This window comes from Nocardia asteroides (genome assembly GCF_021183625.1).
GTDB classification, from domain to species: Bacteria; Actinomycetota; Actinomycetes; order Mycobacteriales; family Mycobacteriaceae; genus Nocardia; species Nocardia asteroides_A.
This window is the reverse complement of sequence record NZ_CP089214.1, coordinates 2,355,606-2,368,897: the sequence shown is the minus strand read 5'-3', so window position 1 is coordinate 2,368,897 and position 13,292 is coordinate 2,355,606. Positions and strand designations below refer to the sequence as shown.

Here is a 13,292-nt window from a genome sequence, read left to right as displayed (position 1 = left end):
GCCCGCCCGCGTTCACTAGGGTGGACGGAATGGCGGAGCGGATTCCCGTGCTGATCGTGGCCGGCTTCCTCGGATCGGGGAAGACCACCCTGCTGAACCACCTGCTGCGCGCGGCGGGCGACACCAGGATCGGCGTGGTGGTCAACGACTTCGGCGCCGTGAACATCGACGCCATGCTGGTCGCGGGCCAGGTCGACGCCATGGTCTCGCTCGGCAACGGCTGCGTGTGCTGCGCCGTCGACCTGGGCGAGCTGGACGAGATGTTCACCCGGCTCACCGAATCCAGGCACGCCGTCGACGTCATCGTGGTCGAGGCGAGCGGCCTGGCCGAGCCACGCAACCTGGTGCGCATGGTGATCGGCAGCGCCAACCCGCGCCTCCGCTACGGCGGGCTGGTCGAGGTGGTCGACGCCGAGCAGTTCCCGGAGACCAGCGCCAGGCACCCCGAGCTCCTGACCCACCTCCGGCTCGCGGACCTGGTGGTACTCAACAAGATCGACCGCGCGCTGGAGGCCGACGCGGTGCGCGCCCGGATCGCCGAAACCGTCGGCCAGGTGCCGATCCACGCCACCACGCACGGCCGCGTGGCGCCGGGGCTCCTCTTCGACGAGCCGGTGCGCCGCGCCGTCGATGGCCCCGAGCAACTCAGCTTCGACGCGCTGCTCGCCGAGCCCTGCGCCGCCGAGCCGCACCCCCACCTGCACGACGGGTACCGCAGCATCGCCTTCCACACCGAGCGCCCGCTCGACCCGCGCGCCCTCGTCGCCTTCCTGGAAGATCCGCCGGACGGGCTCTTCCGCGCCAAGGGCGTCGCCGCCGTCGCGGTCGCCGGGGAGCGCCGCAAGTGGACCTTCCACCTGGTCGGCAGACACGTCGCCGTCGAGCCGGTGGCCTGGGCGCGGGGCGAGCGCCGCGCCACCGACATCGTGCTGATCGGCACCGGCCTGGACGAGGCGGCGCTGCGCGCCCGGCTCGCCGCCGCCGAGCACAGCGCCGCCGAGCCGCTCGGCGCCGACGCCCTGCTCGGGCTCTGGCGCTACACCCCGGAACCGGCCTGATCTTGGCGTGTTCGGTCGGCGGCTGTCGCGTTCGGTGCTGGTGGCCCGGCGACACGCCGACGAGACTCGTCCCTGGGACCGCCGCGCCGGACCCGCGCATCTCCGGCTCGTTTCGCGGCGGTCGATTCGGCGTCCAATGCTGCGGGCGCCGTGTCGTGCGACCGATGGGAGAGCTTCGTGCAGACTTGCGAGAGCGCCACCGCCTACGTGATCGCCGCGCTGGAGGCCAAGGGGTCAGCCACCCGCGAGGACTTCGACGTGACGGCCATCGTGACCTCGGTGCAGAGCGTGATCGACAGCTGGGATTTCGAGATCCTGGAGCCGCAGACCTTCTGGCGGATCGCGGCGAGCTACCTCAGGGTGTGAGCGTGGTCGGCCCCCGGCGCGCCGCCGACCAGCGCCGCGCGGCCCGGCGCATGGACGCCGCGTCGGAGTAGCCGAGCAGCTCCGCCTGCCGCGACCGGTTCATCGGGCCGACCGCGACCGCCCGGCGCAGCCGCGCGTCGCGCGCCCGGTCCAGCTCCCGGCGCCAGGTGGTGCCCGCCTCGGCCAGTCTGCGCTGCAGCGTCCGCGGGCTGAGCGCCAGCGCGCGGGCCACCCGCTCCAGCGAGACGTCGCCCTCGTCCATCGCGCGCTCCAGCGCCGCCGCCACCCGGCGCGGCCAGACCGCGCGCAGCGGTGGCGGCGGCGGTAGCGCGTCGGCCAGCGGGCGCAGTACGGCGGCCAGCGCCGAATCGGCGGTGACCAGCGGAAGGTCCATGTCCGCCGCGCGGAAGGTGATGCCGTCGTAGGCGGCGCCGAACTCCACCGCGCCGGTGCCGAACGCCTCCCGGTACACGCCCTGCCTGCTCGGCGCCTGCTGCCGCAGCCCCACCTTGAGCGGCACGATCGGCCCGCGCACCGCGCGCCGCGCCCTGGTGAGCGAGGCGATCAACCCCCACAGCTGGGTCAGGTCCCGGCCGGGGCCCTCGCCGTCGAGCATGTCCAGGTAGAGCGTGACCTCGCGCTCGTTGTCGGCGAGCAGGTGGAACCGGTGGTTGGTGGTGACCGCGGTGACGTACGGGTCCGAGGTGGCGAGCCCGGCGCCGAGCGTCGGCGCCGTGGAGAACAGGTAGTCGTAGAGCCCGAGGCTGCTGAGCTGGAAGTTGCCGCCCACCCGCAGCGCGACGTCCGGGTCGCCGAGCGCGTGCGCGGCCACCTCCCACAGCCGGGAGAAGGTGGGGCTCGGCAGGTGGCCGGAGTCGCCGGTCAGCGCCCACTCGGGGAGCCCGGCCTCGCGGGCCAGCCTGCGCGGGTCGACGCCGGCCGCCGCGAGCTGCTCGATGACGAACCTGTGCAGCAGAACCTGATCCGTGCTCACCCCTGCTCCTCGTCCGGACACCGGCCGGGTGGACACCCGGTCAGCCCATCCTGTCCGATCCCGCCCGTGGAACGCCGGGGATACCCCTTTTCGTTGCCGAGCGGCGACCTGATCCGCCCCGAGTGGCGGAATCCGCCCGCTCGTCCGACGTTCACCCGCAGGCGTTGACCCACTCGGAGAGACCGTCGGCGAACATCTGCCGCTTCCAGATCGGCACCTCGAGCTTGATCCGGTCCACCAGCTCCGCGCAGGTGGCGAAGGCCTCCGCGCGGTGCGGCGCCGCCACCGCGACCACGATCGCGCGATCCCCGATCGTGAGCGCGCCGACCCGGTGCTCCGCCGCCACCGGCAGCCCGGAGGCCGCGGCGACCTCCGCGCAGCACCTGGCGAGGAAGCTCTCCGCCTTCGGGTGCGCCGAGTACTCCAGCGCGGAGACCGCCTGGCCGTGGTCGTGGTCGCGCACCGCGCCGGTGAAGACCACGACGGCGCCGTGCTCGGGGCCGAGCACGGCGGCCTCGACCGCGGCCGGGTCGAGCGGCTGCTCGCTGATCCGGGCCAGCCGGACATCGCCGGAGTGCTGCGGCTCGGTCGTCGACATGGTTACTCCTCGTGTGCGCCGCCGCCCGCCACCTGGGCGAGCAGGTGGTCGAGCAGGGGTTCCAGCACGGTGATGCCGTCCCGGACGCCGCCGGGGGAGCCGGGCAGGTTCACCACCACCGAGCGGCCGACCAGCCCGGCGACGCCCCGGCTGAGCGAGGCCAGCGGGAACTTCGCGGCGCCGTGCCGCCGGATGGCCTCGCCGATCCCGGGCAGCTCCCGGTTCAGCAGGGCCAGCGTGGCCTCGGGGGTGGCGTCGGTCGGGGAGGCGCCGGTGCCGCCGGTGCTGAGCACCAGCTCCGGCTCGAAGCGAAGGGCGTCGGCGAGGCCGAGCGCGATCTCGGAGTCGGCGTAGACCAGCGGGCCGCGCACCGCGAAGCCGAGCCGGGTGAGCCAGTCGGCGAGCACCGGCCCGGTCCGGTCCTCGCGCGTCCCCGCCGCGACGCCGGTCGAGGCGACGAGCACCACCGCGCTCCGCGCGGGCGCGCCGGGAGGTTCGGCGATTCCCGCGGGGGAGTCGGCATGCACGGTCGCGGCGACGTCGTCCGCGGCGTCGGCCGGGTCCGCGGGGTCGGCCGGGCCCGCGGCGTCCGCGGGGTTCGCGGCGTCGGCCGGGTCCGCCGCGTCCGCGGGGTTCGCGGCGTCGGCGGGGTTTGCGGCATCGGCCGGGTTCGCGGCCGTCGCCGTGTCGGCCACCTCCGCTTCGCGGGACCAATCCCCGCGCTTCCCACCGCTCTTGGTGAGCAGCCGGACCCCGTCCAGAACGGCCGCGGGATCCACCGCCTTCACCATGTCGTGCAACGTCAACCCCGCCACCGCGACGGCGGTCAACGCCTCCATCTCGACCCCGGTCACCCCGGTGGTCTTGGCCGTGGCCTCGATCCCGATCCCGTCCGCCAGGAACTCGAACGCCACCTTCACCGAGGTCAGCGCGATCGGATGGCAGAGCGGAATCAACTCGGAGGTCTTCTTGGCCCCGGCGATGCCCGCCACCCGAGCGGTGGCAAGCACATCCGCTTTCGGCAGGTCGTCGGCGCGCACCAGCGCCACCACCTCCGGCGTGGTGCGCAGTACTCCCGCCGCGGTGGCGGTACGCGCGGTCTCGGCCTTGGCGCTCACATCGACCATGTGCGCGCGGCCCTCTCGATCGATGTGCGACAGATCGCTCACAGTGACCAGACTCGCACAACCGCACCGGCGGGCAGCTCGGTGACCGCCTCCGGAATCTCCACCAGCGCATCGGCCCTTGCCATTCCCGCGACCAGATGCGAGCCGGGCCCGGCCACCACCCGCACCCCGGCGCCCGCCAGCGCACCGCGCAGGTACTGCCGTTTCCCGGCGGGCGAGCGGATCGGATCGCGCAGCGCCAGCCACTGCTCGGGCACCGGCGGCAGCCCGGCCAGCTCGCGCAGCACCGGCCGCGCGAACACCTCGAAGGAGACCGCGGTGCTCACCGGGTTGCCCGGGAAGCTGAGCACCGGCACCCCGTCCACCACCGTGTACCCCTGCGGCCCGCCCGGCTGCATCGCGACCGCGCCGAACACCCCGCCGAGCGGCCCGAGCACCTCCTTGACCACCTCGAAGTCGCCCTGCGAGACCCCGCCGCTGGTGAACACCACATCCGCCGCGGCCACCGCGGCGCCGAGCAGCGCGCGGAACTCGCCGTGGTCGTCGGTGCTGTGCGCCACCGACACCACCTCGGCGCCGTTGTCGGCGAGCGCGGCGGCCAGCGCGGCGCCGTTCGAGTTGTAGATCGCGCCCGGCCGCAGCGGCACCCCGGCGGGCATCAGCTCGTCGCCGGTGGTCAGCACCGCCGCCCGCACCGGCGCGAGGACGGGAACGGTCGCCAGCCCGACCGCGGCCAGCGCGGCCACGTGCCGCGGCGCGAGCCGGGTCCCGGCGGGCACGAGCAGATCCCCGCGCCGCACGTCGGTGCCTGCCTCGCGGATGAACTCGCCCGCGCTCCGGCCGCGCGCGATGGTCACCGTCTCCCCGTCCGAGCGGGTGTCCTCGACCGGGACGACGCAGTCCGCGCCCGGCGGCACCGGCGCACCGGTCATGACCTTCACCGCGGCGCCCGCGGGCAGCGGCGCGAGCCCGTCGGCGCCCGCCGCGAGCACCCCGGCCAGCGGCAGCGTCACCGGCGTCACCAGCACCGACTCCGCGCGCAGCGCGTACCCGTCCATGGCCGAGTTGCGGAACACCGGCAGCTCGAGCGGGCTGTGCACATCGGCGGCGAGCAGCGCGTGCAGCGCCGCGACGGGCGCGACCTGCCGCACCGGCCGCGGCCCGGCCGGTCGCAGCAGCTCCGCGAGGGTGGCGCGGTATTCGTCGACCGACCGGGCCGGGGCGAGAGCGGGCCGGGAATTCATGGGTTTCAGCCTAGTCGGTCACCTGATGGCGGCCGTCGTCATAATGGAGGGGTGACGTTGGTCGATATGGGGATCCCAGCCGTGCGGTCCGGGCATCCCTCGCTGGCCGGCCGCCCGGATACCCCGCTGCTGCTGGACAGGTACGGCCGCACCGCGCGCGACCTGCGCGTCTCCATCACCGAGAAGTGTTCGCTGCGGTGTACCTACTGCATGCCCGAGGAGGGGCTGCCGCCGATCCCGCAGGAGGAGCTGCTGACCCCGGCCGAGATCGTGCGGCTGGTGACGCTCGCGGTGCGCGAGCTCGGTATCCGCGAGGTGCGGTTCACCGGCGGCGAGCCGCTCATGCGCCGCGATCTGGAGCAGATCGTGGCCGGGTGCCACGCCGCCGTCCCCGAGGTGCCGCTGGCGATCACCAGCAACGGGGTCGGGCTGGCGCACCGCGCGGCCGGGCTGGCCGCCGCCGGCCTGCACCGGGTGAACATCTCGCTGGACACCGTCGACGCGCGCGACTTCCACCGCCTCACCCGCCGGGACCGCCTGGATTCGGTCTTCGCCGGCGTCCGGGCCGCGCACGCCGCGGGGCTCACCCCGGTCAAGGTGAACGCCGTGCTCATGCGCGCCACCCTGGCCGGTGCGCCCGACCTGCTGCGCTGGTGCCTCGACCAGGGCTGCGAGCTGCGCTTCATCGAGGAGATGCCGCTGGACGCGGATCACGAGTGGGCCCGCGCCAACATGGTCACCGCCGCCGAACTGCTCGACGTGCTCGGCGCCCGCTTCGACCTGGTCCCGGTCGGCCGCTCCGACCCCGCCGCCCCGGCCGAGACCTGGAGCGTCGACGGCGGCCCAGCCACCGTCGGCATCATCGCCTCGGTGACCCGCAAGTTCTGCGACAGCTGCGACCGCACCCGGCTCACCGCCGACGGCATGCTGCGCTCCTGCCTCTTCAGCGACCAGGAGTTCGACGTGCGCCGGGCGCTGCGCACCGGCGTCGACGACGCCGGGCTCGCCGAGATCTGGCGCGGGGCCATGTGGAACAAGTGGGCGGGGCACGGCATCGACGCCGCCGACTTCGTCCCCCCGGAGCGCACGATGGGAGCCATCGGTGGTTGAGGTCCGCTACTTCGCCGCGATCGCCGACGCGGTCGGCAAGCACAGCGAGACGCTCGCGCTACCCGCCGGCGCCACCGTCGCCGATCTGCGCGGGGCGCTCGCCGCCGCCTACGGCGGCGAGCTGGACGCCATGCTCAACGCCTGCGCCTACCTGGTCGGCGACGAGCTCACCCGGGACCGCGCCGCCGTGCTCACCCCCACCGTCGACGTCCTCCCGCCCTTCGCCGGCGGGTGACGCGGCGCCCCCCGGACGACGCCGAAATTCACCGCCACCAGGTGTCGAGCGGCGCCACGGGCAGATTGCGCTTGTGCCTGGTAGCGGTGAAGAGCGACTCCAGTCGCTCGGTGACCGCATCGCTCACCTCCGCCCCCTCCAGGTAGTCGTCGATCTCGCTGTACCGGACTCCGAGCGCCTCCTCGTCGGGCAGCGCGGGCCGGTCGTCCTCGAGATCGGCGGTCGGCACCTTGGCCCAGGTGCTCTCCGGCGCCCCGAGCGCGCGCAGCAGCGCCGCGCCCTGCCGTTTGGTGAGCCCGGTGAGCGGGGTGATGTCCGCGCCGCCGTCGCCGTACTTGGTGAAGAAGCCGGTGATCGCCTCCGCCGCGTGGTCGGTCCCGACGACGAGCAGGTTCTCCTGCCCGGCGATGGCGTACTGGATCACCATCCGCTCCCGCGCCTTCACGTTGCCGCGCACGAAGTCGCGCAGCCCGTCGACGCCGAGCCCGCCCGCGGTCTCGGCGGAGAGCGCGTCCACGCCCGGCTTCGCGTTCACCACCACCGAGCGGTCCGGCCGGATGAAGTCGAGCGCGACCTTCGCGTCCGCCTCGTCCGCCTGCACCCCGTACGGCAGCCGCACCGCGACGAACGCCGCCTCGGCCTCCTCGTCGCGCAGCTCCGCCGCGGCCAGCGCGGCCAGCCGCCCGGCGAGCGTGCTGTCCTGCCCGCCGCTGATGCCGAGCACATACCCCTTCGCCTGCGTCGATTTCAGGTAGTCCTTCAGGAACTCCACCCGCCTGCGGATCTCCGCCTCCGGGTCGATCCGGGGCCGCACCCCGAGCTCGGCGATGATCTGTTCGCGCAGCCCTGCCATGTCGCTCCTCATTCCGGCCCGCTCGCCCGGCGGGCGAGCGTCTCCCAGTTGTCCGCGATCTCGTCCCGGGTGTACCCGAGGTCGTGCAGCTGATGCATGACCAGCGCCGCGGCCAGCGGGGCGAGCAGCGCGTCGGCCAGCAACCGCGGATCGCCGGGCGCGCCTGCCGCGCGCAGCAGCGTGGCGACGTGCACCCGGCTCACGTTGTAGGGCGGGTTGCGGTACCGCTGCTCGGCCTCGCCCAACTCGGCGGCGCGGTGCAGCTCGCCCTCCACCTCGATGTCGAGCAGCCGGGCCCGGCCGAAGGCGACCAGCCGCCGCACCGGCGGCGCGCCGGGGCCGAGCGGCGGCGGCCCGAAGAGGAAAGCGCCCTGGAACTTCTGCTCGGAGTGGTCGAGCAGCGCGATGAGCAGCCCGGAGCGGTTGCCGAAGCGGCGGAAGACGGTGCCCTTGCCGACTCCGGCGCGGCGCGCCAGCTCGTCCATGGTCAGGTTGCGCACGCCCTCGTCGCGCACCAGCCGCTGGGCGGTGTCGAGCAGCAGCTTGCGGTTGCGCGCGGCATCCGCCCGCACGACCGGAACCTCGGGCACCGCGCCGAGCAGCGGGAGCGGCGCCCGATCCTTCGGTGTGTCATAGCTCACAGGCCAGGCTCCGGGTCGGGGGAAGTAATCGGACCGTGGTCCGGTTACTACTGCGGACAGACGGAATCTATCCCAGTACATCAGGAGTCGTCATGAGCCAGACCAGCGTTCTCGTCCTCGTCGGCAGCCTGCGCGCCGCTTCGGTCAACCGGCAGCTCGCCGAGGCCGCGGTGCAGACCGCCCCCGAGGGCGTATCGGTGTCGCTGTACGAGGGGCTCGGCGACGTCCCGTTCTACAACGAGGACATTGACGTCCCCGGCTCGGTGCCTGCCGCCGCGCAGTCGCTGCGCGACGCCGTCGCCGCCGCCGACGCGCTGCTGCTGGTCACCCCCGAGTACAACGGCACCATCACCGCCGTGCTCAAGAACGCCATCGACTGGGCCTCCCGGCCGTACGGCTCCGGCGCCGTCAAGGGCAAGCCGGTCGCCATCGTGAGCGCCTCGATCAGCCCGAACGCCGCGGCGTGGGCGCACGGCGACACCGTCAAGGCGGTCGGCGTCGCGGGCGGCACCGTGGTCGAGGCCGCGCACGCGCGGTTCGGCGGGATCGGTGAGCGCTTCGGCGCCGCGCACCCGCGCGAGGACGCCGAGGCGCTGACCCAGCTCGGCGCCACCCTGCACGAGCTGGTGAGCGCCGTCGGCGAGCGCGTCGACGCCTGATTCCACTCCGTCCCGGCGCCCCGTCCACCCCGGTGGGCGGGGCGCCGCGCTGTGTCCGCTGTGACTGGCGATGTGCGAGGGGCGAGAGTTTGCTGAGGTGCTGCCGAGGGCGTGTTTTGTGATCTGGATCACATCTTTTGGGAAGCGTCCTCGGCGTGTCCTGGGAGTTAATTCCACGGATGTGACTCACCAGGTCTAGTGCTGCTCGGTTCTGTCGGCCACTAGGTGTAGTGTCTGCCGTACCGAATCGCACACCCCATCCACCGCCCCCGGCGGGAACTGTCAAGGGGATGTTCGGGCCGGGATCCAAAGTTTGCGCAGGGACATTCGGCCGTGGATGAGAGGGACATCAAATGACCATCACCGTGTACACCAAGCCCGCGTGCGTCCAGTGCAATGCCACCTACAAGGCGCTCGACAAGGCCGGGGTGGATTACAGCATCGTCGACATCTCGCAGAACGACGACGCCCGTGATTTCGTGATGGCGCTGGGCTACCTGCAGGCGCCCGTCGTCGTGGCGGGCGAGGACCACTGGTCCGGCTTCCGGCCGGACCGGATCAAGGCGCTCGCCACCGTCGCGGCCTGAGCCGCGGGGCCGCCAGGCGGCCCCATTCCAGGAGGGTGTCGTGACAGGACTGGTCTACTTCTCCAGCGCATCGGAGAACACCCACCGCTTCGTGACCAAACTGGCGCTGCCCGCCCGGCGTATCCCGCTGCACCTCTCCGAGACGCTGCGCGTGGACGAGCCGTTCGTGCTGATCTGCCCCACCTACGGCGGCGGCAAGCACCTCGACGGCCGCCGCTCCGACAAGGAATTCGTGCCACGGCAGGTGGCCCAGTTCCTCAACGATCCGCACAACCGCGCCCTGCTGCGCGGGGTCGTCGCCGCGGGTAATACCAACTTCGGCGAGACGTTTTGCTTTGCGGGCGAGGTGATCTCGCGCAAGTGCGCGGTTCCGTACCTCTACCGCTTCGAATTGATGGGAACCGCAGAGGACGTGGACCGCGTCCGCGAAGGATTGGGATTGTTTTGGCAACAGCAACGACAGCACCGGCCGGAAAGTCAGCCCGCCTGGAGCAGCCCCCGGTCCGCGGCGGAGATGCCGGAGAGGGCCTCGATTACCACGCCCTGAACGCGATGCTGAACCTCTACGGCGCGGACGGACGCATCCAGTTCGACCGCGACCGGGAGGCCGCGCGGCAGTACTTCCTGCAGCACGTCAACCAGAACACCGTCTTCTTCCACAACCTCGACGAGAAGCTCGACTACCTGGTCGAGGAGAACTACTACGAGGGCGAGGTGCTGGAGAAGTACGGCCGCTCCTTCGTGAAGGGGCTGTTCGAGCAGGCCTACGCGAAGAAGTTTCGGTTCCCGACCTTCCTCGGCGCGTTCAAGTACTACACCTCGTACACGCTCAAGACCTTCGACGGGAAGCGCTATCTCGAGCGCTTCGAGGACCGGGTCTGCATGGTCGCGCTCACCCTCGCCGACGGCGACGAGAAGCTCGCCGTCGAGCTGGTCGAGGAGATCATCACCGGCCGCTTCCAGCCGGCCACCCCGACCTTCCTGAACTCGGGCAAGAAGCAGCGCGGCGAGCCGGTGAGCTGCTTCCTGCTGCGCATCGAGGACAACATGGAGTCCATCGGGCGCTCGATCAACTCCGCGCTGCAGCTCTCCAAGCGCGGCGGCGGGGTCGCGCTGCTGCTCAGCAATATCCGCGAGCACGGCGCCCCGATCAAGAAGATCGAGAACCAGAGCTCCGGCGTCATCCCGATCATGAAGCTGCTGGAGGATTCCTTCTCCTACGCCAACCAGCTCGGCGCGCGGCAGGGCGCGGGCGCGGTGTACCTGCACGCGCACCACCCGGACATCTACCGCTTCCTCGACACCAAGCGGGAGAACGCGGACGAGAAGATCCGGATCAAGACCCTCTCGCTCGGCGTGGTGATCCCGGACATCACCTTCGAGCTGGCGCGGAACAACGAGGACATGTACCTCTTCTCGCCGTACGACGTCGAGCGCATCTACGGCAAGCCGTTCGCCGACGTGAACATCACCGAGAAGTACTACGAGATGGTCGACGACAAGCGGATCCGCAAGTCCAAGATCCGGGCCCGCGAGTTCTTCCAGACCATCGCCGAGCTGCAGTTCGAGTCCGGCTACCCGTACATCATGTACGAGGACACCGTGAACCGCGCCAACCCGATCGCGGGCAAGATCACGCACTCCAACCTGTGCTCGGAGATCCTGCAGGTCTCGACGCCGTCGACCTACCACGACGACCTGTCCTACGACCACGTCGGCAAGGACATCTCCTGCAACCTGGGCTCGCTGAACATCGCCAAGACGATGGACTCGCCCGACTTCGCGCGCACCATCGACGTCTCGATCCGCGCGCTCACCGCCGTCTCCGACCAGACCCACATCTTCTCGGTGCCCTCCATCGAGCAGGGCAACAACGCCTCGCACGCCATCGGCCTCGGCCAGATGAACCTGCACGGCTACCTGGCCCGCGAGCACATCCACTACGGCTCGCCCGAGGGCATCGACTTCACCAACATCTACTTCTACACGGTTGTCTACCACGCCCTGCGCGCCTCGAACCGGATCGCCATCGAGCGTGGCTCGTACTTCGGCGGCTTCCCGGAATCCAAGTACGCCAGCGGCGAGTACTTCGACAAGTACACCGAGCGCACCTGGGAGCCGGAGACCGACCGCGTCCGGCAGCTCTTCGCCGACGCGGGCGTGCACATCCCCACCCAGCAGGACTGGCTGGAGCTGAAGTCCTCCGTCATGGAGCACGGCATCTACAACCAGAACCTGCAGGCCGTCCCGCCCACCGGCTCGATCTCCTACATCAACCACTCCACCAGCTCCATCCATCCGGTGGCGTCGAAGATCGAGATCCGCAAGGAAGGCAAGATCGGCCGCGTCTACTACCCGGCCCCCTACATGGACAACGACAACCTCGAGTACTACGAGGACGCCTACGAAATCGGCTACGAGAAGATCGTCGACACCTACGCCGCCGCCACCCAGCACGTGGACCAGGGGCTTTCGCTGACGCTGTTCTTCAAGGACACCGCAAGCACGCGCGATCTCAACAAGGCGCAGATCTACGCGTGGCGCAAGGGGATCAAGACGCTCTACTACATCCGGTTGCGGCAGATGGCGCTCGAGGGGACCGAGGTCGAGGGCTGCGTCAGCTGCATGCTGTGACCCGGGCCGCACGTCTCTCCGGCGGGCGCTCTCGATTGTTATAGCCACCTATAGCATTCGTGGCTACGCTGGGGAGATGACCAGGACGATCAGCCAGGCCGAACTCCGCAACGGGAGTGCGGGCGTGATGGACGCGCTCGAAGCGGGTGAGGACTTCGTCATCACCCGCAACGGGCAGCCGGTCGGCGAACTGCGGCCCATCACCCGGCCGCGCACCCCGACCACCGCCGAGCTGCGGCGGCGGCTCGCCAGGTTCGCCGGTCAAGCGAGCGGGGCGGAGGAGCGGGCGGAGATCGACGCGGTCTTCGGCGAGGAGCGGCTGGATGACTGAGCCGGGGGCGAGGTTCCGCTACCCCGTCGGCTTGCTCGACACCTGCACGCTGATCGATCTCCCCCTTCTCTCCGAGGCCGACCTGCCGACCGAGGCGCGGATCAGCACGGTCACGCTCGCGGAGCTGGGGCTGGGGGTGGCCCTGGCGGCGGATCCGACGACGCTGGCACTCCGGACCGAACGCCTGCTGGAGATCGAGCACGCGGTCGACGCGCTGCCGTTCTCTGCGACGGCAGCGCGTCGATTCACCTCGATGGCGAAGTTGGTCGTCTCCGCGGGGCGAAGCCCCAAGCCGCGCCGGATGGATCTGATGATTGCCGCGATCGCCTCGTCGAACGACCTGCCGTTGTTCACCCGCAATGCGGCCGACTTCACGGGTTTGCATCCGCTGCTGACCGTGGTCGCCGTGTAGCTCAATCCACGGCGGTCCCCTCCAGCTCGACCAACTGGCCGGGGACCGCGAGCCGGGTCACGCCGAGCATGGTGGTGGCGGGGGCGATGCCCGCGGCGCCGAGGCGGGCGGCGAGGACGCCGTAGTGCTGGAAGAGCAGGTCGACGTCGGTGGTGTAGACGTTCAGCCGGACCAGGTTCGGGAGGCCCATGCCTGCTGCGGCGAGGACGGCTTCCAGGTTGTCCAGGGTCAGGGCGAGCTGGGCGGCCGGGTCGCCGGGGTGCTGGGGTTCGCCGTCGGCGTTCATGGCGGTCTGGCCGGAGCAGTAGAGGGTCCGGGTGGGGGCGGTGACCAGCTCGGCCTGGTTGAAGCCGAGCGGCAGGGACCAGGTGACGGGGTTGATCGCGGTTCGTTCCATGCGGATCAGCCTCGCAACGAATCACGACATCCTCTGTCGGGTATTT

17 protein-coding genes are annotated in these 13,292 nt (G+C 71.4%); 10 read left to right on the top strand and 7 right to left on the bottom strand.

Annotated features, from left to right (window positions below; translation table 11 throughout):
• The first annotated feature begins 29 nt into the window (after positions 1-29).
• Positions 30-1,058 carry a CobW family GTP-binding protein gene (locus tag LTT61_RS11490; protein WP_233019922.1) on the top strand — a complete coding sequence of 343 codons (1,029 nt, stop codon included), beginning with the start codon at positions 30-32 and terminating at the stop codon, positions 1,056-1,058.
• Between the two features lie 177 nt (positions 1,059-1,235).
• Positions 1,236-1,424: a hypothetical protein gene (locus LTT61_RS11485; protein WP_233019921.1), complete on the top strand. Its 189-nt coding sequence runs from the start codon at positions 1,236-1,238 to the stop codon at positions 1,422-1,424.
• Here the strand turns inward: LTT61_RS11485 and LTT61_RS11480 are convergent.
• The 4 genes from LTT61_RS11480 to glp form a co-directional block, all read right to left on the bottom strand.
• Positions 1,414-2,418, bottom strand: coding sequence for an AraC family transcriptional regulator (locus LTT61_RS11480; RefSeq protein ID WP_233019920.1), 1,005 nt, complete (start codon positions 2,416-2,418; stop codon positions 1,414-1,416). The two genes, LTT61_RS11485 and LTT61_RS11480, sit on opposite strands and share 11 nt — an antisense overlap.
• A gap of 151 nt (positions 2,419-2,569) precedes the next feature.
• Positions 2,570-3,016, bottom strand: a complete 447-nt coding sequence (locus tag LTT61_RS11475; protein WP_233019919.1) for a molybdenum cofactor biosynthesis protein MoaE — start codon at positions 3,014-3,016, stop codon at positions 2,570-2,572.
• Between the two features lie 2 nt (positions 3,017-3,018).
• Positions 3,019-4,143 (bottom strand): bifunctional molybdenum cofactor biosynthesis protein MoaC/MoaB, encoded by a 1,125-nt coding sequence (gene moaCB, locus LTT61_RS11470; protein WP_233020963.1) that lies wholly within the window; start codon positions 4,141-4,143, stop codon positions 3,019-3,021.
• 38 nt (positions 4,144-4,181) lie between these two features.
• A complete protein-coding gene (glp, locus tag LTT61_RS11465; RefSeq protein WP_233019918.1) occupies positions 4,182-5,387 on the bottom strand; it encodes a gephyrin-like molybdotransferase Glp in 1,206 nt (401 codons plus the stop codon).
• A gap of 51 nt (positions 5,388-5,438) precedes the next feature.
• Between glp and moaA the strand changes: the two genes are divergently transcribed.
• Both moaA and LTT61_RS11455 read left to right on the top strand, forming a co-directional pair.
• Positions 5,439-6,497: a GTP 3',8-cyclase MoaA gene (gene moaA / locus LTT61_RS11460; protein ID WP_233019917.1), complete on the top strand. Its 1,059-nt coding sequence runs from the start codon at positions 5,439-5,441 to the stop codon at positions 6,495-6,497.
• The gene (locus tag LTT61_RS11455) at positions 6,490-6,732 is read left to right on the top strand and encodes a MoaD/ThiS family protein (RefSeq protein WP_233019916.1); all 243 of its coding nucleotides are present in this window, start codon (positions 6,490-6,492) and stop codon (positions 6,730-6,732) included. The genes moaA and LTT61_RS11455 overlap by 8 nt, the downstream gene beginning before the upstream one ends.
• A gap of 28 nt (positions 6,733-6,760) precedes the next feature.
• Here LTT61_RS11455 and nadE read toward each other — a convergent pair whose 3' ends face one another.
• Positions 6,761-7,585 (bottom strand): ammonia-dependent NAD(+) synthetase, encoded by an 825-nt coding sequence (nadE, locus tag LTT61_RS11450; RefSeq protein WP_233019915.1) that lies wholly within the window; start codon positions 7,583-7,585, stop codon positions 6,761-6,763.
• An 8-nt stretch (positions 7,586-7,593) separates the two neighbouring features.
• A complete protein-coding gene (locus LTT61_RS11445; RefSeq protein WP_420094768.1) occupies positions 7,594-8,226 on the bottom strand; it encodes a TetR/AcrR family transcriptional regulator in 633 nt (210 codons plus the stop codon).
• A 92-nt stretch (positions 8,227-8,318) separates the two neighbouring features.
• Between LTT61_RS11445 and LTT61_RS11440 the strand changes: the two genes are divergently transcribed.
• The 6 genes from LTT61_RS11440 to LTT61_RS11415 all read left to right on the top strand — a co-directional run bounded on the left by LTT61_RS11440 (position 8,319) and on the right by LTT61_RS11415 (position 12,849).
• A complete protein-coding gene (locus LTT61_RS11440) occupies positions 8,319-8,885 on the top strand; it encodes an NAD(P)H-dependent oxidoreductase (RefSeq protein ID WP_233019914.1) in 567 nt (188 codons plus the stop codon).
• A 353-nt stretch (positions 8,886-9,238) separates the two neighbouring features.
• The gene (nrdH, locus tag LTT61_RS11435) at positions 9,239-9,472 is read left to right on the top strand and encodes a glutaredoxin-like protein NrdH (RefSeq protein ID WP_233019913.1); all 234 of its coding nucleotides are present in this window, start codon (positions 9,239-9,241) and stop codon (positions 9,470-9,472) included.
• A gap of 40 nt (positions 9,473-9,512) precedes the next feature.
• Entirely contained in the window at positions 9,513-10,019 is a 507-nt protein-coding gene (gene nrdI, locus LTT61_RS11430) for a class Ib ribonucleoside-diphosphate reductase assembly flavoprotein NrdI (RefSeq protein WP_233019912.1), read from the top strand.
• Between the two features lie 5 nt (positions 10,020-10,024).
• Positions 10,025-12,106, top strand: a complete 2,082-nt coding sequence (gene nrdE / locus LTT61_RS11425; protein WP_233019911.1) for a class 1b ribonucleoside-diphosphate reductase subunit alpha — start codon at positions 10,025-10,027, stop codon at positions 12,104-12,106.
• Positions 12,107-12,182: 76 nt separating this feature from the next.
• Positions 12,183-12,437 carry a type II toxin-antitoxin system Phd/YefM family antitoxin gene (locus LTT61_RS11420; protein WP_233019910.1) on the top strand — a complete coding sequence of 85 codons (255 nt, stop codon included), beginning with the start codon at positions 12,183-12,185 and terminating at the stop codon, positions 12,435-12,437.
• On the top strand, positions 12,430-12,849 hold the full coding sequence (locus tag LTT61_RS11415; protein WP_233019909.1) for a type II toxin-antitoxin system VapC family toxin: 420 nt from the start codon (positions 12,430-12,432) through the stop codon (positions 12,847-12,849). Before LTT61_RS11420 ends, LTT61_RS11415 begins: the two co-directional genes overlap by 8 nt.
• A 1-nt stretch (position 12,850) precedes the next feature.
• Here the strand turns inward: LTT61_RS11415 and LTT61_RS11410 are convergent, their stop codons facing one another.
• Positions 12,851-13,246 carry a RidA family protein gene (locus tag LTT61_RS11410; protein WP_233019908.1) on the bottom strand — a complete coding sequence of 132 codons (396 nt, stop codon included), beginning with the start codon at positions 13,244-13,246 and terminating at the stop codon, positions 12,851-12,853.
• Positions 13,247-13,292: the final 46 nt, after the last annotated feature.

Excerpts from the sequence above, each read along its gene's own strand:
- LTT61_RS11490 (WP_233019922.1), top strand. The coding sequence starts at position 30 with ATGGCGGAGCGGATTCCCGTGCTGATCGTGGCCGGCTTCCTCGGATCG.
- LTT61_RS11475 (WP_233019919.1), bottom strand. The coding sequence starts at position 3,016 with ATGTCGACGACCGAGCCGCAGCACTCCGGCGATGTCCGGCTGGCCCGG.
- moaCB (WP_233020963.1), bottom strand. The coding sequence starts at position 4,143 with ATGGTCGATGTGAGCGCCAAGGCCGAGACCGCGCGTACCGCCACCGCG.
- glp (WP_233019918.1), bottom strand. The coding sequence starts at position 5,387 with ATGAATTCCCGGCCCGCTCTCGCCCCGGCCCGGTCGGTCGACGAATAC.
- nadE (WP_233019915.1), bottom strand. The coding sequence starts at position 7,585 with ATGGCAGGGCTGCGCGAACAGATCATCGCCGAGCTCGGGGTGCGGCCC.
- LTT61_RS11440 (WP_233019914.1), top strand. The coding sequence starts at position 8,319 with ATGAGCCAGACCAGCGTTCTCGTCCTCGTCGGCAGCCTGCGCGCCGCT.
- nrdH (WP_233019913.1), top strand. The coding sequence starts at position 9,239 with ATGACCATCACCGTGTACACCAAGCCCGCGTGCGTCCAGTGCAATGCC.
- nrdE (WP_233019911.1), top strand. The coding sequence starts at position 10,025 with ATGCTGAACCTCTACGGCGCGGACGGACGCATCCAGTTCGACCGCGAC.
- LTT61_RS11420 (WP_233019910.1), top strand. The coding sequence starts at position 12,183 with ATGACCAGGACGATCAGCCAGGCCGAACTCCGCAACGGGAGTGCGGGC.
- LTT61_RS11415 (WP_233019909.1), top strand. The coding sequence starts at position 12,430 with ATGACTGAGCCGGGGGCGAGGTTCCGCTACCCCGTCGGCTTGCTCGAC.
- LTT61_RS11410 (WP_233019908.1), bottom strand. The coding sequence starts at position 13,246 with ATGGAACGAACCGCGATCAACCCCGTCACCTGGTCCCTGCCGCTCGGC.